The following is a 22,232-nucleotide window of genomic DNA, read 5'->3' on the forward strand; positions in this document are numbered from 1 at the left end:
GCTGCGGATCCTACTCCGCCGCCTCGCGCCAGCGGGGTGCCGCGTCGACAACGCTGGCGTCGACATGGTCGCGGAACTTCGCGAAATTGTCGACGAACATGGCGACCAGGCGCTTTGCCTGCTCGTCGTAGGCGGCCGGATCGCTCCAGGTCTGCCGCGGGTCGAGGATCGCCGTATCGACGCCCGGAACGCCAAGCGGGACGGCGAAGCCGAAGTTCGCGTCCGTCCGGAACTCGGCGCCGTTGAGGCTGCCGTCGAGCGCGGACGCCAACAGCCTGCGCGTCGCGCCGATCGGCATGCGGCTGCCCACCCCATAGGCGCCGCCGGTCCAGCCGGTGTTGACCAGCCAGCAGTCGACGCCGTGCTCCGCGATGAGTGCCTTCAGCAGGTTGCCGTACTCGCATGGATGGCGCGGCATGAACGGCGCGCCGAAGCAGGTGGAGAAGGTCGCCTCCGGCTCCTTCACGCCCTTCTCCGTGCCGGCGACCTTGGCGGTATAGCCGGAGAGGAAATGGTACATCGCCTGCTCGGGCGTGAGCTTGGCGATCGGCGGCAGCACCCCGAAGGCGTCCGCCGTCAGCATGATGATGTTGGCCGGGTGCCCAGCCCGCCCGCTCTCAGAGGCGTTCGGGATGAAGTGCAGCGGATAGGCGCAGCGCGTGTTCTCGGTAAGCGAGCCGTCGTGGAAATCCGGCTCGCCGTGCTCGTCGAGGACCACGTTCTCCAGCACGGTGCCGAAGCGCCGGGTGGTCTCGTAGATCTCGGGCTCGGCCTCCGCCGAAAGCCGGATGGTCTTGGCGTAGCAGCCGCCCTCGAAGTTGAAGACCCCGTGTGGTCCCCAGCCGTGCTCGTCGTCGCCGATGAGCGTGCGGGCGGCGTCCGCCGAGAGTGTCGTCTTGCCGGTGCCGGACAGGCCGAAAAACACAGCTGTGTCGCCATTGGGCCCCTGGTTGGCGGAGCAGTGCATCGGCATGACGCCCTGAGCGGGAAGCAGATGGTTCAACGCCGTGAACACCGACTTCTTGATCTCGCCGGCGTAGGATGTGCCGCCGATCAGCACGATCATGCGCGTGAGGTCGACTGCGATCACCGTTTCGGTTCGGGCGCCGTGGCGCGCGGGATCGGCCTTGAACGATGGCAGGTCGATGATGGTCATGCGCGGAACGAAGTTCGCGAGGCGCTCGGCATCGGGGCGGATCAGCAGGTTGCGGATGAATAGCGAGTGCCAAGCGAATTCCGTGATGATGCGCGTCGGCAGGCTGAGGCTCTCGTCCGCGCCGCCGATCAGGTCCTGCACGAACAGGTCCTTGTCCGCCGCATGCGCGCGGAAGTCGGCGAGCAGCGCATCGAAATGGGCCGGCGACATCGCGGCATTGTTGGCCCACCAGACGGTCGGATCGGTCGCATCGTCGCGGACGATGAACTTGTCCTTGGCGGAACGTCCGGTGTGCTGGCCGGTATAGGCGACGAGCGCGCCGGAGGCCGAGAGGACGGCTTCGCCGCGCCTTATCGCTTCCTGATAGAGGCGTGCCTGGCCGAGATTGTAATGGACCGTGCCGGTGGTGCTCAGCCCGCTCGTCTCGATGCCGTTCTGCGGGTTGCGCCTGCCGATCTCACCCATTTTCTACCCTCTTCTTCGGTGTGTCGTTTGACCGCGCGAATACTTTTCCCAAACGGCACCGCGCTTCCGGCGCATTCAGCCGATCTCGGCCAAAAGGGAAACGGGAACGATAATTAAATCAAGTGATTAATCGATTTAGGGATTTTGAAATCGTTTAAATCGGTTCCAATTGAAATGGGTGGATGAACAACTTAGGTGGTTGACATGCGCGCCTCTTTTGCGGAGGTGCGGCCGAATCGACGGTTGCGCCGAAGCGCTCATCGTGAGATTGGAGGAAATCAACGCCACATTTTGTACTCAATTTGTACGCCATTAGCCTGACCTCTTTGCAGGAAGGGACGCCGGCACATGAGGGAGCCACCTGATATGGCAACGATCGCCCTAGTTGATGACGACCGTAATATCCTGACGTCTGTTTCGATTGCTTTGGAGTCGGAGGGTTATCGGGTCGAGACCTACACCGATGGTGCATCGGCCCTGGAAGGATTTGCGTCGCGGCCACCAAATCTTGCCATCCTCGACATCAAGATGCCACGCATGGACGGGATGGAACTGCTGCGCCGGCTGCGCCAGAAAACCGACCTGCCCGTCATCTTCCTGACCTCCAAGGATGACGAGATCGACGAGCTCTTCGGCCTGAAGATGGGCGCCGACGATTTCATCCGCAAACCGTTCTCGCAGCGGCTGCTCGTCGAACGGGTGCGCGCGGTGCTTCGCCGCGCCAGCGCTCGCGAAGCGGCCGCCAAGGCTCCCACCCAGCAGTCCAAGTCGCTGGAGCGCGGTCAGTTGGTGATGGACCAGGAGCGTCATACCTGCACCTGGAAGGGCGAGCCGGTAACGCTTACGGTCACCGAGTTCCTCATCCTCCATTCGCTCGCGCAGCGTCCGGGCGTCGTCAAGAGCCGTGACGCGCTCATGGATTCCGCTTATGATGAGCAGGTCTACGTCGACGACCGGACGATCGACAGCCACATCAAGCGGCTGCGCAAGAAGTTCAAGGCGGTCGACGAAGAGTTCGAGATGATCGAGACTCTCTATGGGGTTGGGTACCGTTTCCGCGAGGCCTGAGCCCGACAAGGGCCCAAACTGAATGGCCGTCGAAGCGCAATTCGATAAGCCGGCGGTCGCCGTGAAGCGGCCGCGCGCCTGGCTGTCCGGCCAGCTGGCATTGGTGACGGTACCGCTCCGGCGCTTTCTCGGCCACCACATCTTTTCCAGCCTGACCCGGCGGATCCTGTTCCTGAACCTTGCCGGCCTTGCTGTGCTGGTCGCCGGCATCCTTTACCTCAATACGTTCCGCGACGGGTTGATCGACGCCCGCGTCGAGAGCCTGATGACACAGGGCGAGATTATCGCCGGCGCCATCGCCTCCTCCGCGACGGTGGAGACCGACTCCATCATGATCGACCCCGAGAAGTTGCTGGAGCTTCAGGCGGGGGAGAGCATCGGCCCCGGCACCGACCAACTCGACAGCCTCGATTTCCCGATCAATCCGGAGCGGGTGGCACCCCTCCTGAAGCGGCTGATCTCGCCGACACGCACGCGCGCCCGCATCTACGACCGCGACGCCAATCTGCTGCTCGATTCCCGCCACCTCTATTCGCGCGGGCAGATCCTCCGATACGACCTGCCGTCCGTGGAAGAGGAGAAGCCAGGTTTCTGGGAGCGGATCGAAAGGTCCCTGTTCGATCTCTTCGGAAGCTCCGTTCCGATCTATCGCGAGCAGCCGGGCGGCAACGGCGCCGCCTTTCCCGAGGTCATGACCGCGCTCACCGGCAGCCCCTCGACGGTGGTGCGGGTGAGTGAGAACGGCGATGGCATCGTCTCGGTCGCCGTCCCGATCCAGCGCTTCCGTGCCGTGCTCGGCGTGCTGCTGCTTTCGACCCAGGGCGGCGACATCGACAAGATCGTGGCGGCCGAACGCAAGGCCATCCTGCGAGTGTTCGGCATTGCCGCGCTAGTGATGGCTATCCTATCGATGCTGATGGCCTCGACCATCGCCAATCCGCTGCGGCGGCTTTCGGCGGCGGCGGTGCGGGTACGTCGCGGCGTGAAGAGCCGCGAGGAAATCCCGGATTTCTCCGACCGGCAGGATGAGATCGGCAATCTTTCCGTCGCGGTGCGCGGCATGACCAATGCGCTTTATGCCCGCATCGAGGCGATCGAGAGCTTTGCCGCGGATGTCGCGCATGAACTCAAGAACCCGCTGACCTCGCTGCGCAGCGCGGTCGAGACCCTGCCGATCGCCAAGAGCGAGGCCTCGCGCGAGCGGCTCCTGGAGATCATCCAGCACGACGTGCGACGCCTCGACCGGCTGATTTCCGACATATCCGATGCTTCCCGCCTGGATGCCGAACTCGCGCGCGAGGATGCCGGGCGGGTGGATCTCAAGAAGCTGATCGCGGATCTCGTTTCGCTGACGCAGGAGACCAGCCGCCACAAGCGCAAGGCAACGATCGAGTTCAAGCCGGAGAAGCTGCCCGCCGGCATGAAGGGCTATCATGTGATGGGCCACGATCTCAGGCTCGGCCAGGTCGTCACCAATCTCGTCGAGAATGCCCGCTCCTTCGTGCCGGAGGATCACGGCCATATCACCGTTACGCTCTTGCGCTCGGGAAAGTTCATCCTGGTCAGCGTGGAGGACAACGGTCCTGGCATCCGGCCGGATGCGGTCGACCGCATCTTCGAGCGCTTCTACACGGACCGTCCCTCCTCGGAGGCGTTCGGCCAGAATTCGGGCCTTGGGCTTTCGATCAGCAGGCAGATCGCCGAGGCGCATGGCGGCCGGCTCACCGCCGAGAACATCCCGGGGATCAAGCCTGGCGAGGTCCGCGGCGCCCGTTTCACCATGACGTTGCCGGCCGAGGGATAGGCCGGGGCCGCCGGTCGCCGCTGCGGATTTCAGAAATGCCGAACGGATCCGGGCCAGCCAATCTCCACGCGACCGCGATCGTCCTCGGTGATCGAGGGTTGCTGATCCGAGGTGAATCCGGCTCCGGCAAGACCACTCTCGCGCTGACGCTGATCGCGGTCTGTCGGTCCGCGGGTTGGTTCGCCTCGCTCGTAAGCGACGATCAGGTCCTGGTCTCTGCCGGGACCGGCCGCCTGGTCTGCCGCGCGCCCGAGCCGATCAAGGGCCTCGTCGAGACCCGCGGGCGCACGCCTCAGCCGATAGGCAACGAGCAGGCAGCGGTGATCAATCTCGTCGTCCGGCTCGTCGAGGAGGATGCCGCGCCGCGCTATGCCGAAGACCAGTTCGAAGAAATAGAGGGCTGCCGCCTGCCCCTGCTGGTCCTGCCTGCCCGCAATGTGGAGGGTGCTTTGCCGGCCCTCTGTTCCTGGCTTTCTCTGCCACCATTCGATCGAAAGTGAGGCTTTGTGATCGCAGTGTGCGACAAAACGGCCATCGATTGGGCGAATTTGGGCTTGTCAACGTTCATTGTCTGGAGAAGATGACGCTCCGCTCGCGGCACGCGAATGTATGGGGTCCATGTAAAAAGCCGATGACGGGAGCCTTCACCAGATGATCGGGCTCGTGCTCGTGACGCACGGCCGGCTTGCGGAAGAGTTCCGCAACGCGGTCGAACATGTCGTCGGCGCCCAGGAAAACTTCGAGACCGTGTCGATCGGCGCCGACGACGACATGGAGAAGCGTCGGCGCGATATCGTCGACGCAGTTGCCCGCACCGATACCGGCCACGGCGTCATTCTGCTCACCGACATGTTCGGGGGCACGCCCTCCAACCTCGCCATTTCCGTGATGGTCCCCGGCCGCGTCGAGGTGATCGCGGGCGTGAACCTGCCCATGCTGATCAAGCTGAGCAGCGCCCGCAAGGGAGACGATATGGCCAAGGCGCTCGAGATGGCCCAGGTCGCAGGACGCAAATACATCAATGTCGCCAGCCAGGTCCTGAGCGGCAAATGAGTGGCGCGTCATCGTCTGCCGATGCGGTCAGCCGCGAACTCCTGATCGTCAACCAGCGCGGACTGCATGCCCGCGCTTCGGCCAAGTTCGTCCAACTCGCTGCAGGGTTTCAGGCCGCGATCGAGGTCGAGCGGGAGGGCGTCGCCGTCGGCGGAACCTCCATCATGGGGCTGATGATGCTGGCAGCAGGGCTTGGCTCCACCATCCGTGTGACGGCTCGCGGCGAACAAGCCGAACAGGCCGTCGAGGCGCTCGCGCAACTCGTCGCCTCCCGCTTCGGAGAGGAATGTTGACCACTTCCTCCGAAGGACATGCAGGCATAAAGATTTCTTTATATCCCATTGCCGCTCCGGTGCCGTTCTGCTAGTCAGGCGGCCATGAGGGCCGCTCACCTTGCCGAGCCCTTGTTTTCATGGAGCGATGACATGGCCGATAGGCAGGACTACAAGGTCGCCGACCTTGCTCTCGCGGACTGGGGCCGCAAGGAAATCGAGATCGCCGAGACCGAGATGCCGGGCCTGATGGCCTGCCGCGAGGAGTTCGGCGAAAAGAAGCCGCTGAAGGGCGCGCGCATCACCGGCTCGCTCCACATGACCATCCAGACGGCTGTTCTCATCGAGACGCTGAAGGCGCTCGGCGCCGAGATCCGCTGGGCCTCGTGCAACATCTTTTCCACCCAGGACCATGCGGCTGCCGCCATCGCGGCGTCCGGCGTCCCGGTCTTCGCCGTCAAGGGTGAGACGCTCGAGGAGTACTGGGAGTACACCGACAGGATCTTCCAGTGGGCCGATGGCGGCCTCTCCAACATGATCCTGGACGACGGTGGCGATGCCACCATGTACATCCTGCTTGGCGCCCGCGCCGAAGCCGGCGAGGACGTGCTCTCCAATCCGGGCAGCGAGGAAGAGGAGATCCTGTTCGCCCAGATCAAGAAGCGCATGGCGGCGACGCCCGGCTTCTTCACCAAGCAGCGCGAGGCGATCCGCGGCGTCACCGAGGAGACCACCACCGGCGTCAACCGTCTCTACCAGCTCCAGAAGCGCGGGCTGCTGCCGTTCCCGGCGATCAATGTCAATGACAGCGTCACCAAGTCGAAGTTCGACAACAAGTACGGCTGCAAGGAGTCGCTCGTCGACGGCATTCGCCGCGGCACCGACGTGATGATGGCCGGCAAGGTCGCCGTGGTCTGCGGCTACGGCGACGTGGGCAAGGGATCGGCCGCATCGCTCCAGGGTGCCGGCGCGCGCGTAAAGGTCACCGAGGTCGACCCGATCTGCGCGCTTCAGGCCGCGATGGACGGCTTTGAGGTCGTCACCCTCGACGAGGCCGCGCCGACCGCTGACATCGTGATCACCACGACCGGCAACAAGGACGTCGTGACTCTCGACCACATGCGCAAGGTAAAGGACATGTGCATCGTCGGCAACATCGGCCACTTCGACAACGAGATCCAGGTGGCGGCTCTGCGCAACCTGAAGTGGACGAACGTCAAACCGCAGGTCGACCTCATCACCTTCCCAGACGGCAAGCGGATGATTCTGCTCTCCGAGGGGCGGCTGCTCAACCTCGGCAACGCCACCGGCCATCCGAGCTTCGTCATGTCGGCCTCGTTCACCAACCAGGTGCTGGCGCAGATGGAGCTGTGGACCAAGCCCGGCCAGTACGAGAACAAGGTCTATGTGCTGCCCAAGCATCTGGACGAGAAGGTCGCGAAACTGCATCTCGACAAGCTTGGAGCGCGTCTGACCGAGCTCAGCGATGAGCAGGCGAGCTATATCGGGGTGACGAAGCAGGGCCCCTTCAAGCCGGAACATTACCGCTACTGACCAAGGCAGCGGGAAATACGTGGAAAAGCCAGCCGGGCGGGACAATCCCGCCCGGTTTTGTTTGCTAGCCGAGGCTTCTTCACGGCGAATCCGCGAACCTGTATGTTCCGTTTGATTCGGGATCGATCTCGTCGCTCTTCGTTCTTCCGCGACGGCTCAGACGATCCCGCGGCAGGGCGGCCGAGAGGAAGAAGGAATGCAGGGGCGATTCCCGCCGAGGGCGGGGCGGGCCGGACTTGGCCGGCAGACCTTTTTGGCATCTGCGAGGGCTGGGGCTCGATGTTCGTTCTTTGCCCGGATCGCTCGCGCGCTCCTGGGCGGCACCGCGCTTTCTGTCGCCCTCCCCTTCATGCCAGCGCTTGCGCAGGCCGATCCGGCGTCGCTCGCCGTCAATACGGTTGATGTCATTCAGCTGGCCGTGTTCACAGGCGCCATGGGCGCAGCGCTGATCTCGGCGATCGTGCTGATCCGCGAGCGCGCCAGGACCGCTTCCGAAAACGTGCAGCTGAGGGCCCGCGTCGCCGACCTCACTGCATCGCTGCAACGCTCCGAGGCCCTGCTCAACCTGCGCGACCAGCGGCTGATCGTCTGGAGCAGCGACCGGCAGAAGGCGGAGGTAGTCGGAGCCCTGCCGGCAGAGGCGGGTTCTCCGGACGACCGCGCCGCCTTCATAGCCTTCGGCCGCTGGCTGATGCCGCGATCCGCGGCGTCACTGGATCAGGCCATCACCGCGCTTAGGGAGCGCGGCGTTCCGTTCGAGCTGACGGTCGAGACGAATACGGGCATTCCGATCGAGGTGCAGGGCCGCAAGACGCCGTTCCATACGATCGTGCGCTTCACCAGCCTCTCCGAGAACCTTCTCGTCCAGGCGCGGCTCAAGCTGGAGAACCAGCGGCTTGCCGCCGACTATGAGACCATGGTCGGCCTTATCGAGGCGCTGAAAATGCCGTTCTGGCTGCGTGGCGCCGACGGGCGGCTGCGATGGGTCAACAAGGCCTATGCCGATGCGGTTGAGGCGCAGAGCGCCGATGATGCGGTCCGCGACGGAGTTGAATTCCTCGGAACGATCGCGCGGGAATCGATAGCCACCCACCACCAGAAGAACCGGGTTTTCGAGCAGAGCCTGTCCACGGTCGTCTCCGGCGACCGCCGGATGTTCGCCGTCACCGACTACGAGAGCAGCGAGGGTGCGGCCGGACTTGCCTGCGACATCAGCGCCGTCCAGACGATCCACGACGAGTTCGAGCGGGCGCTGCGTAGCCATGCCGACACGCTAGACCACCTCACCACCGCGATCGCCATCTTCGATGCCAAGGAGAAGCTTCGCTTCTTCAATCAGGCTTTCCAGAAGCTCTGGGGCCTTGATGTCGGCTTCCTGGAGAGTGCGCCGGACAACGCGCTGCTGCTTGATCGCCTGCGCAGCGAAGGCAAGATCGCCGAGCAGCCGGAGTGGCGGCGTTGGAAGGAAAACCTTCTGTCCGCCTACCGCGCCGTCGATTCGCAGGAGCATTGGTGGCACCTGCCCGACGGCCGCACGGTGCGCGTCGTGGCGAACCCTCAGTCGAACGGCGGCGTCACCTGGATCTTCGAGAATCTCACCGAGCGCATGAACCTGGAAAGCCGCTACAACACGGCTGTCCGCGTCCAGGGCGAGACGCTGGACAATCTTGCCGAAGGGGTGGCGGTGTTCGGCCCGGACGGCCGCATCAGGCTCGCCAATCCGGCGTTCACGTCGCTCTGGCAACTGCCCGCCGACATCGTCTCCCAGAAGGTGCACATTACGGCCATTCAGGCCAAGTGCGAGGGCTTGGCGGTCACCAGCCCCTGGCGCGAATTCGCCGCCGCAGTGACCGGCTTCGACGAGCGCCGCAACAGCCAGGGCCAGACCGAGCTGAAGAACGGCACGGTCTTGCGTCACGCGGTCATTCATCTGCCAAATGGCCAGGTCATGATGACCTTCGTGGACATCACCGACAGCGTCAACGTGGAGCGGGCGCTCCTGGACAAGAACGATGCGCTCCAGAAGGCCGATCAACTGAAGAACGATTTCGTCCAGCACGTCTCCTACGAGTTGCGCTCTCCTCTCACCAACATCATCGGGTTCACGGAGCTCCTGTCACTGCCGGCGACCGGCACACTTTCCCAGCGCCAGCGCGAATATGTCGACCACATCGGCTCGTCCTCGGCAGTGCTGCTCACCATCGTCAACGACATCCTCGATCTGGCGACCGTCGACGCGGGCATCATGGAACTGGAGATCTCCGAGGTGGAGATCGAAAAAACCGTCAGGGCGGCAGCCGAGTTGGTCGCAGACCGGCTGGAAGAGCATTCGATCAGGCTTGCGGTCGATGCCTCGAACGCGCCGAAAAGCCTGCACGGAGACGAGACGCGCATCCGGCAGGTGCTCTACAATCTGCTCTCGAATGCCGCGAACTATGCCCCGGAAGGGAGCATAATCACGCTGGCCTGCCGCCGCACGGAAGCCGGCGTCGAGTTCTCGGTGCACGACAATGGCCCGGGCATGGCTCCCGAAATCCTCGACACGGTGTTCCGCAGGTTCGAATCGCGTATCAATGGCGGGCGGCGCCGCGGCGCCGGGCTGGGACTTTCGGTGGTGAAAAGCTTCGTGGAACTGCATGGCGGCAATGTGCGGATCGCGACAGGCGCGCGAACGGGCACGACCGTGACCTGTTTCTTCCCGTTCGTGCCCTCGCGCATTCGTGACGCCGCCGAATGACGCCGGCTTTTTCCGGGCAGCGGGCAAGCCGCACTGTCGAGCCTATGAGCGAACCTTCGATAGAGCTCTTCCTGCCGGACGAACCGGCCACCCAGAGGCTCGGCCAGGATCTGGCCATGGCGCTTCGGCCCGGCGACGTGCTGGCCCTCGAAGGAGACCTCGGCGCCGGCAAGACGACGCTCGCCCGCGCGCTTATCCGCACCAATGCCGGGGATCGCGAGCTGGAAGTGCCGAGCCCCACCTTCACGCTGGTGCAGACCTACGAAGGCAGGGTGCCGCTCAGCCATTTCGACCTCTACCGCCTCGGCTCGGCGTCGGAGCTGGAAGAGCTCGGCTTCGACGAAGCGCTGTCCGGTGGCGCTGCGATCATCGAATGGCCGGAACGGGCCGCCTCCCGCCTGCCGAAATCGACCGTCACCGTCTCGCTGCTGCACGAGGGAAGCGGCCGGCGCGCCGTGGTTTCGGGCTCGGGCGCTGCCTTCGACCGCGTCTCGCGCTCCTTCGCGATCCGAGCCTTTCTGGCGGATGCCGGGCTAGCGGACGCCGAGCGTGCGCCGTTCTTCACCGACGCTTCGGCCCGCTTCTACGAGATCGTCGCGGTACAGGGCCGGCCTCCGCTCGTCCTCATGAATTCGCCGAGGCTGGTGCTCGGGCCGGTGGTGCGCAACGGCAAAGCCTATGCCGAGATCGCCCATACGGCGCAGACGGTCGCGGCCTTCGTCGCCGTCGACCGTGCGCTGCGCGAGCGCGGCATCTGCGCGCCGGAAATCTTCCATGCAGACCTCGATCAGGGATTTCTCCTGCTCGAGCACCTGGGAACCGGCGGCTTCCTGGATAATGAGGGCCGGCCCGTCGCCGAACGCTACGCCGCGGCGGCCGAACTGCTCGCCCAGATCCACTTGCAATCCTGGCCGGATGAGCTTGAGGCCGCACCGGACGTAATCCACCATGTGCCGCCCTTCGATCGGGACGCGCTGACGGTCGAAGTCGACCTGCTGCTCGACTGGTACGTGCCGTGGCGCACCGGCCGGCCGGCGGACGCCTCGTTGCGCGCCGGATTTGCCGAAGCCTGGAACGCAGTGTTCGACCGGCTGGACCGCGCCGAGAAAAGCCTGGTGCTGCGCGACTGGCACTCGCCGAACATCATCTGGAGGCCGGATCGCGAGGGGTCTGCCTGCCTCGGTATCCTCGACTTCCAGGACGCGCTCATTGGACCGGCGGCCTACGACGTCGCCTCGCTTGCCATGGACGCGCGGGTTACCGTGCCGGAGGAAATCGAGCGCGCGACGGTCGACGCCTATGTCGCGGCGCGGCGGGAGAGCGGCGACTTCGAAGAGGCAAAATTCCGCGAGGCCTATGCCATTTGCGCCGCGCAGCGGAACACGAAGATCCTGGGCATCTTCGTGCGGCTGAAGGAACGGGACGGCAAGCCGGGCTACATCAGGCACCTGCCGCGCATCCGCACCTATCTGCGGCGCGCGCTCAAGCATCCCGCGCTGGCGCCGGTCGCCGCGCTCTACGAAAGCCACGGCCTGCTCGCGGAGGATGCGTGATCGCCAAGACTCCCAGGAACGCGATGGTGCTCGCCGCCGGCCTCGGCAAGCGGATGCGGCCGATCACCGACACCATGCCGAAGCCGCTGGTGAGGGTCGCAGGCAAGGCGCTGCTCGACTGGGGGCTGGATAGCCTCGCCGAAGCGGGCGTCGAGAAGGCGGTCGTCAACATCCACTATCTCGGCGGCCAGGTCGTCGACCATGTCGCGAAGCGCCAGCAGCCTCGCGTGGTGATCTCCGACGAGCGCGACCGGTTGCTCGACTCGGGCGGCGGTATCGTCAACGCGCTCGACGAGATCGGCCCGGATCCCTTCTATATCCTCAACTCGGATACCTTCTGGATAGATGGGGACGAATCGAACCTCAGGCGCCTCGCGCTTGAATGGGATCCGGCGCGCATGGATATTCTTCTCATGCTCTCGGACCTCGAATCAGCGACCGGGCATACGGGCGGGGTGGATTTCCTGCTGGGCAGGGACGGACGTCTTCGGCGCGCCAAGGGCGCCCCCTCCGGCTTCATCTATGCGGGCGCGGCGATCGCTCATCCACGCATCTTCGCCGGGGCTAACGCCGAGCCGCATTCGCTCAATCGCTATTTCGATGCCGCGATCGCGGAGGGGCGGCTGTTCGGGCTGCCGATGCGCGGGACCTGGATCACGGTCGGCACCCCCGACGCGATCGGACCCGCGGAGCGGGCCGTCGCCGAGGCGTCGGCGGTGAAGGTCTAGGCGGGGCGTTGCGCGTCCTCTCCATTCCGTCCGGCGTGCCCTTCCTTCCGGCGCTCGCTGACACCCTGCTGGATGGACGCCTCGTACCCGGCTTCAAGGCCGACGGCGATCCGCTGGCGCTCGCGAGCGCAACGATCTACGTGCCGACCCGCCGCGCCGCGCGTGAACTGCGCACCGTCTTTGTGGAGAAGGCAGGCGGAATGTCTGCCATCCTCCCGACCATCCGGCCGCTCGGCGAGTTCGACGAGGACGGCGCCGTCTTCCTCGAGGATGGCGCCGGCGCGCTCGACCTTCTCCCCCCAATTCCGGCCATCGACCGCCTGCTGTTGCTCAGCCCCCTGGTGCGCGCCTGGAAGCAGCGGCTGCCTGCCCACATCGCGGCCAAGTTCGAGGAAGAAGTGGTGATTCCGGCCTCGGCCGCCGACTCGATATGGCTCGCCCGCGATCTCGCCGGCCTGATCGACGAGGTCGAGACCGAGGATGCGGGCTGGGGCAGGCTGGGCGACCTCGTCGGCGGCGACCTCGCCGGCTGGTGGCAGGTGACGCTCGACTTCCTGGCCATCGTCACGGAGCATTGGCCCGCCGTCCTGGAAGCGCGCCAGCGCTCCAACCCCGCGGCGCACCGCAACGCGCTGATCCGGGCGGAGGCCACACGCCTGAAGGCGGTGCCCCCAGCCGGTCCGGTGATCGCGGCGGGCTCGACCGGCTCGATCCCTGCTACAGCGGAACTGCTCGCAGCGATCGCCCGCCTGCCGAACGGCGCACTGGTCCTGCCGGGGCTCGACCGTGACATGGACGCGGAATCCTGGAAAGTACTCGGCGATATCGCGCCGGAGCCGGCCCTGCTCGGCCACCCGCAATACGGGCTGGCAAAACTGCTTCGGCGCATCGGCGTCGCCCGCCAGGAGGTGGAGGACCTAGTCCAGGCCTCCGGCGCCATGGCGCGACGGTCGCGGATCGTGGGGGAGGCGTTCCGGCCGGCGCCGACCACGAATGCCTGGGCCGCCGAGCGCGCCGGCTTCGAGGAAGAGGAAATTGCCGCCGCGTTCGGGCACGTGTCGCTCATCGAGGCGGCCAACGAGCGCGACGAGGCTGCGGCCATAGCAATCGCACTGCGAACTGCGGTGGAGGAGCCCGGCCGCACCGCTGCGCTGGTGACCGGCGACCGCGATCTCGCCAGGCGCGTCTCGGCCGAGCTTCTGCGCTTCGGCATCCGCGCCGACGATTCCGGCGGCACGCCGCTTTCGACCACGCCGCCGGCCTCGCTGCTGCGGCTGATGCTGCGTGCCGTCTTCCAGCCGGGCGATCCCGTGCCGGTCCTGGCAGTGCTGAAGCATCCGCTGCTGCAGCTGGGCCTGGAGCGGCGAACCGTGCGCCGCGCCGCCGAGGTGATCGAGCTGGTGGCGCTGCGCGGCGGCTATGGCCGGCCCGACCTGTCGAATCTCGCGGCGCTCTTCGAGGAGCGGCGGAAAGGAATCGACGGACAGTCTCGCCAGCCGTTCTGGATGCGCCGGCTGACCGCTGGTGACCTCGACTGCGCCCGGCAGGTGCTCGAGGCACTGAAAATTGCGCTGTCGCCGCTGGCCGACATCACCGATGGCAAGGAGGTTCTTCTCTCGGAAGCGATCCGCGCTTCGGTGATCGCGCTCGAAAGCCTCGCGCGTGGCGCGGATGGAAGCCTGGACGAGCTCTACGCGGGCGATGCCGGCGAGAAGCTGGCCGATTCCCTGAGAGGGCTGGTCGCCGCCGAGGCGGACTTCGCCTTCGGTCCCGGCGAATGGCCGGATGTGCTCGATGCGCTGATGGCATCTGAGGTTGTGAAGCCGGCACAGGGCTCGGACGGTCGGGTGTTCATCTGGGGCGCGCTCGAAGCGCGACTTCTCTCGCCTCATACACTCGTGGTCGGCGGCCTCAACGAAGGCGTGTGGCCGCGCAAGGCGGTGTCGGACCGCTTCATGTCGCGGATGATGAAGGCCGGCCTTGACCTCGACCCGCCGGAGCGGCGCATCGGCCAGTCGGCGCTGGACTTCCAGATGGCGACGGGCGTGGAGAACCTGATCCTGACGCGGGCGGAGCGCTCCGGCGAATCTCCGGCCGTGGCGTCGCGTTGGCTGCTGCGCCTCACGACCTTCCTCGGAGAGAAGCAGACGGAGCGCCTCAAGGCGCACGGCGCGAACTATCTTGCCTGGGCGCGCGAACTCGACACGCGCGGCGACGACAAGCTCGCCAGGCGGCCCAATCCGAAGCCGCCCATCGACGTTCGTCCGCGGCATTTTTCGGTCACCGAGGTCGAGACGCTCCGCCGCGATCCCTATGCGATCTACGCGAAGAAGATCCTCGACCTCGCCGCCCTCGACCCGCTGGTGCGCGACCCCGGCGCCGCGGAGCGCGGCACGCTGTTCCACGAGATTTTGCATCGATTCACCGAAACCGGCGTGGATCCGGCGGCACCGGAAGCGCTCTCAACACTGCTTGAGACCGGACGGGACTGCTTTGCCGAGTTCGCCCTACCCGAGGATGTGCACGCCGTCTGGTGGCCGCGCTTCGAACAACTGGCGAAGAATTTTTTGGAGTGGGAGAAAGCGCGCGGCAACGCCGTTGTCGAGCGGGTGGCGGAAGCGCGCGCCGGAAAGACCGAGGTCGGGCGCACGGAGGTTACGCTCTCGGGCAATGCCGATCGCGTCGATCTTCTGCCGAGCGGACTTGCCGACATCCTCGACTACAAGACCGGCTCCTCGCCCTCCAAAAGGCAGGCCCACATGCTGGTTTCGCCGCAGCTTGCGCTTGAAGCCGCGCTGCTGCGCCGCGGCGCCTTCGAGGGGATGGGCCGCCGCGAGCCGGCGGAACTCGCCTATGTCCGGCTGAAGGCCAACGGCGACGTGCTTCACGAGTCGATCCTTTCGATCAAGGACAGCCGGCGCTCCGCCGCCGATCTCGCCGAAGATGCATGGGAGCGGCTGGAGCGCTTGCTTGGCCACTATGCCTCGCCGTCGACCGGCTATCTCTCCCGCGCCCTGCCGTTCCGTGAAGGCGATATGGACGGCGACTACGACCACCTCGCCCGCGTGCTCGAATGGTCCGCCGGCGGGGATGATGCGGGGGAGGGCGGGGAATGAAGAGCGTGGGTGGCGCAGTGAGTCGGCGACAAGGTCTCCTCGGCCGTGCCTTGAACACCCCCCTCTGTCCTGCCGGACATCTCCCCCTCAAGGGGGGAGATTGGCAGTTGCGCTCTCCGCGCCCTTCCTTCGACGCTGGAGATTGGCGAAAGGCGACCGGCTGTCCGATCTCCCCCCTTGAGGGGGAGATGTCCGGCAGGACAGAGGGGGGTGCGAAGGGGCACCCTCAAATCGGGAAACCGACCAAGGGCGCGACTTTGCCATGAAGCCCCGCTACGCCATCCCCGAGGAAACCAGGCGCAACCAGGCGACCGCCTCTGATCCAAAACTGTCGGCCTGGGTGTCGGCCAATGCCGGCTCGGGAAAGACCCACGTGCTAGCGCAGCGCGTGATCCGCCTGTTGCTGGAAGACACCGACCCGTCGCGCATCCTCTGCCTGACCTATACGCGCGCCGCCGCGGCCAACATGTCGAAGCGCGTGTTCTCGACCTTGTCCGAATGGGCCATGCTGCCCGATGAGGCGCTTGCGAAGCGGATCACAGAGGTCGAGGGACAGGCGCCGAGCCACTCAAAGCTTGCCCGCGCGCGCCAGCTCTTTGCCCGGGCGTTGGAGACGCCGGGCGGCTTAAAAATCCAGACCATCCACGCCTTCTGCGAGGCGGTGCTGCACCAGTTCCCGCTGGAGGCCAACATCGCCGCGCATTTTCAGATGCTCGACGGCCTCATGGAGGAGGCGCTATACGCCGCCGCCCGTCGCGAGCTTCTGACCGGGGCGGCCGGCGCCGACAAGCCGCAGCTTGCGGAGGCCTTCGCTTCCGTGCTGGAGCGCGGCGGCGAGGCCGGGCTCGACGCCTTGCTCGGCGAGATCCTCTCCTGCCGTAATGGGCTCAGAAGCTTCATCGACGAAGTCGCGATCGACGATCCGCCCTACGCCGGCCTCTATGCCGAGTTCGGCTTTTCGCCCGACGACACGCCGGCCAGCGCGGCCGATTCGGTGTGGCCGCTGCCCGGCTTCGAGCCGCGCTTCTACCGCGAGTTCGAGCAGACCGCGCAGGCGTATGGTGCGACTCGCGTTCTCGACCGCATCCTTCCCGCGATGAACGCGGCCATTGCCGAAGGCGATCCGGAACGGCGGCTGACGCACCTGACCGGTTTCCTCAGCGCCAAGGGCGAGCCCTGCAAGCCGGACTGGCTGTTCGGTAAAAAGTTGCTCACGGCATTCCCTGACCTTGCGGACCGCTATCTCGCCGCCTGCGAGGCCATCCTCGCCGCCTCCGACCGCATCTGGCATCTGAGAGCGCTCCACAATACGCGAGCGGCGCTCACCATCGCCGACTGGCTGATCGCCCGCTACGAGCAGTTGAAGACCGGCCGCGGCTTCCTCGACTTCAACGACCTGATCACCCGCACCGCGCGGCTGCTCTCCCGCCCCGATGCCGGCCCCTGGGTGCTCTACAAGCTCGACAAGGGGATCGACCACATCCTCATCGACGAGGCGCAGGACACCAGCCCCGAGCAATGGAGCGTGGTGCGACGGCTGGCGGAGGAATTCTTCTCCGGCCAAAGCGCCCGCGACAACGTGCAGCGCACCATCTTCGCCGTGGGCGACGAGAAGCAGTCGATCTACTCCTTCCAGGGTGCTGCGCCGGAAGCTTTTGCAGAGAGCGGCCATGCTTTTTCCGCCAAGGTCCGCGGCGCAGAGGGCGCGTTCGAGCACGTAAGGCTCAACCTCTCCTTCCGCTCCACGGAAGATGTGCTCGGCGCGGTCGATCGCGTGTTCTCCCGCGAGGAGGCGCGGCGCGGACTCACCTTCGAAGGCGACCCGATCTCCCACGCTGCCATCCGTGCCGGCGCGCCGGGCTATGTCGAGCTCTGGCCCTCGCTCGGCGCCGATTTGATCGAGGAGCCGGACGACTGGACGGTGCCGATCGACCACGCCACCGCCCCGGCGGTGCGCCTTGCCGAGAACATCGCCAGGACGGTTCAGGGCTGGCTGAAGGACGGCGAGATCATCGAAGGCCAGGGCCGGCGCGTCACCGCCGGCGACATCCTAGTCCTGGTGCGAAAACGCGGCAGCTTCGTCAACGCGCTGACGAAGAGCCTGAAGGAGAGGCACATTCCCGTCGCCGGCGCGGATCGGCTGCGGCTGCCCTCGCACATCGCGGTAAAGGACATGATCGCGCTCGGCCGCGCCGTGCTCCAGCCCGAGGACGATCTTTCGCTTGGCGCCCTGCTGAAGAGCCCGGTCTTCGGCTTTGGCGAGGACGATCTTTTTGCGATGGCCGCCGGCAGGCAAAAGGGCGTTTCGCTGATGAAATCGCTCGCCGCCCGGGCGGATTCCGATCTCGCCTGCGCCGGCGCTGCGAAGCAGTTGGAGCGCTGGGCGAACGAGGCCGCCTTCCGCCGGCCGTTCGAGTTTTATTCGGGCGTACTCGGCCGCGACGGCGTGCGCGCGAAGATGATCGCGCGGCTCGGCCATGAAGCCGGCGACATCCTTGACGAATTCCTCGCCTTCGCACTCGCGCAGGAAAAGACCGGCCTGCCTGGGCTGGAGACTTTTCTCGCCACTCTGGAGACGGCCGCACCCGAGATCCGCCGCGAGATGGACCAGACCCGCGACGAGGTGCGCGTCATGACCGTCCATGCGGCGAAGGGCCTGGAGGCCCCGATCGTCTTCCTTGTGGACGGCGGCGCGCAGCCCTTCAGCCCACAGCACCTGCCGCGGCTGGTGCCATTCTCGCCAAAGGGCGAACTCGTCGGCACGACCGGCTATCTCTGGCGCGCGCCCGGCGAGACGCCCTGCGGCTTCCTGCGTGGCCTGGAGAGCGGCATCAGCGAGCGCGCCGACGACGAATACCGCCGCCTGCTCTATGTCGGCATGACCCGCGCCGAGGACCGGCTGATCGTCTGCGGCTTCCATGGCCGCAATCCGCCCAAGCCGACCACATGGCATTCGCTGGTCAGTTCGGCGCTCGGCGGAGCCGCCGAATGCGTGGAGATCGATCATCCGGTGGTCGGCAAAACCGTCCGCTTCAAGATCACCGGTCACGGCAAGGTGGAAGAGCCGCCGCGCAGCGAAGCTGCCGAGGCAAAGCCCGTTCCGCCGCTTCCGGAAAGCCTGCTCTCCCCGCTGCCGCCGTCGCGCGTGCTGCCGAGGCCGCTGGCGCCGTCGGGCGCGTCGTCGCTGCTCGTCGAGACGGAGCAGGCTGTCGTCACCGGCCGCTCGCCCGTGCTGGACCCCGAAGCCGAGCCAGCTTTCGCGATCGAGCGGGGCATCGTGCTCCACAAGCTTTTGCAGATGCTGCCCGACATCGCGGAGGCGGAACGCGAGCCCGCAGCGCGGCGGTATCTCGCCCGCGCGGCCTCAGGATGGGAGATCAAGGAACAGGAGAAGGCGTTGCATCCCGTCCTCGCCATACTCAGCGACAGCGCCTTCGCCCCGATCTTCTCGCCCGGCTCGCGCGCCGAGGTCGGCATCATGGGCCACCTCGAGGTCCGCGGCGAGCGGCGGGCGATCTCCGGCAAGATCGACCGTCTCGCGGTGACCGAGAGCGAAGTGCTGATCATCGACTACAAGACCAATCGTCCGCCGCCCGCCGATCTCGCAGCCGTTCCGCCCGCCTATGTCGCCCAGCTTGCGCTTTACCGCGCGCTGCTCCAGCCTATCTATCCGGGCCGTCGCGTGGCGGCGGCACTGCTCTTCACCGAGGCGCCCAGGCTGATCGAGCTGCCGGTCGCCGCGATGGACGAGGCGCTTGCCCGACTCAACCCGCCGTGAAACAAGGCTTGTTGAACGAGCGGCGTTCCCACACTACATCTTGTATCGAATTCGAAACCGAGAGGATTTCCGATGGCCACCGTCAAGGTCGACAACAGCAACTTCCAGTCCGACGTGATTGAGGCCGATGCCCCGGTCGTGGTGGATTTCTGGGCCGAGTGGTGCGGTCCGTGCAAGATGATCGGCCCGTCGCTCGAGGAGATCTCGACCGAGCTGGAAGGCAGGGTGAAGATCGCCAAACTGAACATCGACGAGAACCCGGAACTCGCGGCGCGCTATGGCGTGCGCTCGATCCCCACCCTGCTCCTGTTCAAGGGCGGCGAAGTGGCCGACATGAAGGTGGGTGCCGCGCCGAAAACCGCGCTTTCGCACTGGATCAAGGACGCCGTCGCCTAAGCAGAGCTTTCCAGCCACCCGGCTCGGGCGGGCTGATGTGATAAAAACCCCGTCCGATCTGGGCGGGGTTTTTATTTGTGAGGCCGCCGTCTGTTTCTCCACAGGCCCGCTCAGCAAGCCGCCGTCCACGACGGTCCGCGTAATCGATCCGCACTTTTCCTCTGACAGAAATGGCGCGACGGTATAGAAGGCTCGTGCCGGCCGCGCTCGTTTCGCGCTCCCCCGGCCTGCGCTCGTAGCTCAATCGGATAGAGCACCGGACTTCGAATCCGTAGGTTGCAGGTTCAAGTCCTGCCGAGCGCGCCAAAAAATGAAGCAAGATCAATCACTTACCGCACCGCCGAAGAGACGGTTTTGCATGGATTGACCGCCATGCAAAAATATGCAAAGCGATGCAAAACCGGTTTTGCATAGGGAACTCCGAATGAGGTTCACCGGCCCGTATCCGTACCCCGTCAAGAATGGGCAGAAGTGGCGCGTCACCTGCTATCCGGACGAGGGTAAATCCTTCAGCCGAAGCTTCGCCACCAAGGCCCTCGGCGAGAAATTCATGCGCGACAGTCTCGTCGTGACTGGTATTCAGGCCGTGGCCGAGAGGACCGATCGACCACTCGATGACGTGATCGACATGGCGGTCGAGCAGGGCTCATTCGCCAGCCGCGCGCCGATCGATCGCGTCCTCGACAAACTCCACTCGAATCGGACGCTGCCGCTACCCAAGCTGGTCGAGATGTTCATCGAGGCCAAGGAGAAGGGCCATGACGGAAAGACCCCTCGGCGCGAGACCACGGTGGCCCGCTATAGTGAGCGCCTGAAGGTGTTCACGGACTTCTTTGAGGGCCGGTCATTGGCGTCGATCACGAAAGACGACATGCGCGCCTTCCGCACCCATCTGCTCTCAACCCGCAAGACGCGCAATGCCGCGCGCAATCACCTGCGCATGGTCTCGATCTTCTACAACCACCTGATCGACGAACTTGACATGCGCATCGCCAATCCGTGCAAGAAGATCACGATCGAGCTTTCCAAGGACAAGGACCCGGCCGAGGTCTCCGAGGAGGAAATCTACACCGACGACGAGATCGAGAAGCTGGTCAAGGTGCTGGAGACCCGCATAGAGCGGACGAACTCCCTCTACTTCAATACCGGTGGCGGCATCAAAGGCCGGGCGGCGCTGCGCGATGCTCTTCTGATCTCAACCCTGATCTATGCCGGCCTACGCATCGGCGAGGCTCTGGCGCTCGAATGGGATGACATCGACATGGAGCGGCGGGTGATCAATGTCACCAAGACGCTGACACGCTTCATGAAGGTGCAACCGGTGAAGACCAAGGCCGGCCGGCGCGTCGTCGTGATCCCGCTGCCTGTCCTCGATCTACTGAAGCGGTGGCGCATGCGGACCAATCATCCGGTCGTCTTCACCACGGTCGAGGGAAACTACATCGAGCACACCAACGCCCTGAAGATGTGGAAGCTGGTCGTGAAAGAGGCCGGTGTGCCCTATCATAATCCACACAAAGCGCGGCACTGGTTCGCGTCGAAACTCATCGACAAGGGCTATGACGATCACCGGTTGACAGACATGATCGGCCACGAGGACATCTCGTTCACGCGGCGCGTCTATGGTCACCTGCTCAACAAGCGTACACGCATCGAGAAGGACGTGAAGGACATCGACAAGGTGTTTCCGGGTTGAGTGCAGAAAGGCCCGGAGTATGTCCGGGCCTTTTCGCTAGTCGTTCCATTTCAGCCAAGTGCTGAGGGAGTCGTAGAAGACCTCGGAGTCTCGCTCCATGTGGAAGTCCGGCTTGAAGGCGTCCGGCCACCAGTCGACGCCGTGCGTGTCCCGGCTGTACTCCCGGTAGGCGGCGTAGGCGTCGTTCTCGGAGAGATCGAAGCCGTCCTTGTGCGCCATGGCGACGATGCGCTGCACGTCGGCCTGACGCTCATCCGGCACCGGCAACTCGAAATACATTGGTGTCAGCATAGGCCTTGGTCCATCTTGGAGATCGCCTGCTTCATCCGCACACACTCGCGGAAGCGTTTCATGAACAGGCGACTCAGGTTGTCGTCGGATCGGTAGATCGACCAGTCCGACTCGTACATTGAACCCTCGGAGATGATCATGCAGTCCGGCCCTTGGTGTTCGACCCAGAATATGCCGACACCGAAGATGAAATTCCAGACTCCATGTGCCCACGAGGTCGTGGCTTCGTAGGAGAGGTAGACCCTCTCCTTGAACACGACCCACGTGGCCGTCTCGTGCTCCAATAGGTCCAACGCGTCTTCGAGAGGCGTCGGCTCCACGTAGCTCATTCGAGCACGTCACCGCCAAACTGCTCGATGAAGGTCTGCATGTCGCCGGCCGAGCGGAAGCTGTAGAGGGTCAGGCGCTCGTCGGTGATGGGGCTCATCTGGATATCCATGTCGATCGACGACGGCCGGGCCTGCGCGATCGGCCGCGTGCAGTGGAAGCGATAACCCTGCCCGTCGAGGGCGCGGGCTCGGGTTTTCGTGAGACCAACGGTCCGGATGTGAGGGCTAGACATTTT

Annotated in this window: 17 protein-coding genes and 1 tRNA gene; 14 read left to right on the top strand and 4 right to left on the bottom strand. The window is 65.2% G+C overall.

Translation table 11 applies throughout. The features are described from left to right. Window positions 1-10 precede the first annotated feature (10 nt). A complete protein-coding gene (locus HUI96_RS08625; RefSeq protein ID WP_188254257.1) occupies window positions 11-1,621 on the bottom strand; it encodes a phosphoenolpyruvate carboxykinase in 1,611 nt (536 codons plus the stop codon). A 366-nt stretch (window positions 1,622-1,987) separates the two neighbouring features. On the opposite strand from HUI96_RS08625, the gene HUI96_RS08630 reads away from it, so the two are divergent. The 14 genes from HUI96_RS08630 to HUI96_RS08695 all read left to right on the top strand — a co-directional run bounded on the left by HUI96_RS08630 (window position 1,988) and on the right by HUI96_RS08695 (window position 21,376). Continuing rightward, window positions 1,988-2,689 carry a response regulator transcription factor gene (locus HUI96_RS08630; protein ID WP_188254258.1) on the top strand — a complete coding sequence of 234 codons (702 nt, stop codon included), beginning with the start codon at window positions 1,988-1,990 and terminating at the stop codon, window positions 2,687-2,689. Window positions 2,690-2,711: 22 nt separating this feature from the next. Beyond that, window positions 2,712-4,493 carry a sensor histidine kinase gene (locus HUI96_RS08635; protein ID WP_188254259.1) on the top strand — a complete coding sequence of 594 codons (1,782 nt, stop codon included), beginning with the start codon at window positions 2,712-2,714 and terminating at the stop codon, window positions 4,491-4,493. A gap of 35 nt (window positions 4,494-4,528) precedes the next feature. After that, complete coding sequence (locus tag HUI96_RS08640; RefSeq protein ID WP_188254260.1) at window positions 4,529-4,993, top strand: HPr kinase/phosphorylase; 465 nt, start codon at window positions 4,529-4,531, stop codon at window positions 4,991-4,993. A gap of 151 nt (window positions 4,994-5,144) precedes the next feature. Next, a complete protein-coding gene (locus HUI96_RS08645) occupies window positions 5,145-5,546 on the top strand; it encodes a PTS sugar transporter subunit IIA (protein WP_188254261.1) in 402 nt (133 codons plus the stop codon). After that, window positions 5,543-5,839 (top strand): HPr family phosphocarrier protein, encoded by a 297-nt coding sequence (locus tag HUI96_RS08650; protein ID WP_188254262.1) that lies wholly within the window; start codon window positions 5,543-5,545, stop codon window positions 5,837-5,839. The genes HUI96_RS08645 and HUI96_RS08650 overlap by 4 nt, the downstream gene beginning before the upstream one ends. Before the next feature lie 132 nt (window positions 5,840-5,971). Next, window positions 5,972-7,372 carry an adenosylhomocysteinase gene (ahcY, locus tag HUI96_RS08655; protein WP_188254263.1) on the top strand — a complete coding sequence of 467 codons (1,401 nt, stop codon included), beginning with the start codon at window positions 5,972-5,974 and terminating at the stop codon, window positions 7,370-7,372. A 196-nt stretch (window positions 7,373-7,568) separates the two neighbouring features. Then, the gene (locus HUI96_RS08660) at window positions 7,569-10,109 is read left to right on the top strand and encodes a sensor histidine kinase (RefSeq protein ID WP_188254264.1); all 2,541 of its coding nucleotides are present in this window, start codon (window positions 7,569-7,571) and stop codon (window positions 10,107-10,109) included. 44 nt (window positions 10,110-10,153) lie between these two features. Beyond that, the gene (gene tsaE, locus HUI96_RS08665; protein WP_188254265.1) at window positions 10,154-11,662 is read left to right on the top strand and encodes a tRNA (adenosine(37)-N6)-threonylcarbamoyltransferase complex ATPase subunit type 1 TsaE; all 1,509 of its coding nucleotides are present in this window, start codon (window positions 10,154-10,156) and stop codon (window positions 11,660-11,662) included. A 23-nt stretch (window positions 11,663-11,685) separates the two neighbouring features. Beyond that, on the top strand, window positions 11,686-12,390 hold the full coding sequence (locus tag HUI96_RS08670; protein WP_188254592.1) for a nucleotidyltransferase family protein: 705 nt from the start codon (window positions 11,686-11,688) through the stop codon (window positions 12,388-12,390). Window positions 12,391-12,398: 8 nt separating this feature from the next. Beyond that, window positions 12,399-15,506, top strand: a complete 3,108-nt coding sequence (addB, locus tag HUI96_RS08675) for a double-strand break repair protein AddB (protein ID WP_237684042.1) — start codon at window positions 12,399-12,401, stop codon at window positions 15,504-15,506. Between the two features lie 262 nt (window positions 15,507-15,768). Continuing rightward, window positions 15,769-19,284, top strand: coding sequence for a double-strand break repair helicase AddA (addA, locus tag HUI96_RS08680; RefSeq protein WP_188254266.1), 3,516 nt, complete (start codon window positions 15,769-15,771; stop codon window positions 19,282-19,284). Window positions 19,285-19,356: 72 nt separating this feature from the next. Beyond that, window positions 19,357-19,680 carry a thioredoxin gene (gene trxA, locus HUI96_RS08685; RefSeq protein WP_188254267.1) on the top strand — a complete coding sequence of 108 codons (324 nt, stop codon included), beginning with the start codon at window positions 19,357-19,359 and terminating at the stop codon, window positions 19,678-19,680. A 229-nt stretch (window positions 19,681-19,909) separates the two neighbouring features. Continuing rightward, window positions 19,910-19,986: transfer RNA gene (locus HUI96_RS08690), tRNA-Arg, on the top strand. Between the two features lie 118 nt (window positions 19,987-20,104). Further along, a complete protein-coding gene (locus tag HUI96_RS08695) occupies window positions 20,105-21,376 on the top strand; it encodes a tyrosine-type recombinase/integrase (protein ID WP_188254268.1) in 1,272 nt (423 codons plus the stop codon). 36 nt (window positions 21,377-21,412) lie between these two features. Here the strand turns inward: HUI96_RS08695 and HUI96_RS08700 are convergent, their stop codons facing one another. From HUI96_RS08700 to HUI96_RS08710, 3 genes are read right to left on the bottom strand one after another with little or no spacing between them, the layout of a single operon-like run. Next, entirely contained in the window at window positions 21,413-21,667 is a 255-nt protein-coding gene (locus HUI96_RS08700) for a hypothetical protein (protein ID WP_188254269.1), read from the bottom strand. After that, window positions 21,661-21,996, bottom strand: a complete 336-nt coding sequence (locus tag HUI96_RS08705; protein WP_188254270.1) for a hypothetical protein — start codon at window positions 21,994-21,996, stop codon at window positions 21,661-21,663. Before HUI96_RS08705 ends, HUI96_RS08700 begins: the two co-directional genes overlap by 7 nt. Further along, window positions 21,993-22,229, bottom strand: a complete 237-nt coding sequence (locus HUI96_RS08710) for a hypothetical protein (RefSeq protein ID WP_188254271.1) — start codon at window positions 22,227-22,229, stop codon at window positions 21,993-21,995. The genes HUI96_RS08705 and HUI96_RS08710 overlap by 4 nt, the downstream gene beginning before the upstream one ends. Window positions 22,230-22,232 lie beyond the last annotated feature (3 nt).

Origin of the sequence: Pseudaminobacter soli (ex Zhang et al. 2022), assembly GCF_014595955.1 — a bacterium.
GTDB classification, from domain to species: domain Bacteria; phylum Pseudomonadota; class Alphaproteobacteria; order Rhizobiales; family Rhizobiaceae; genus Kumtagia; species Kumtagia pseudosoli.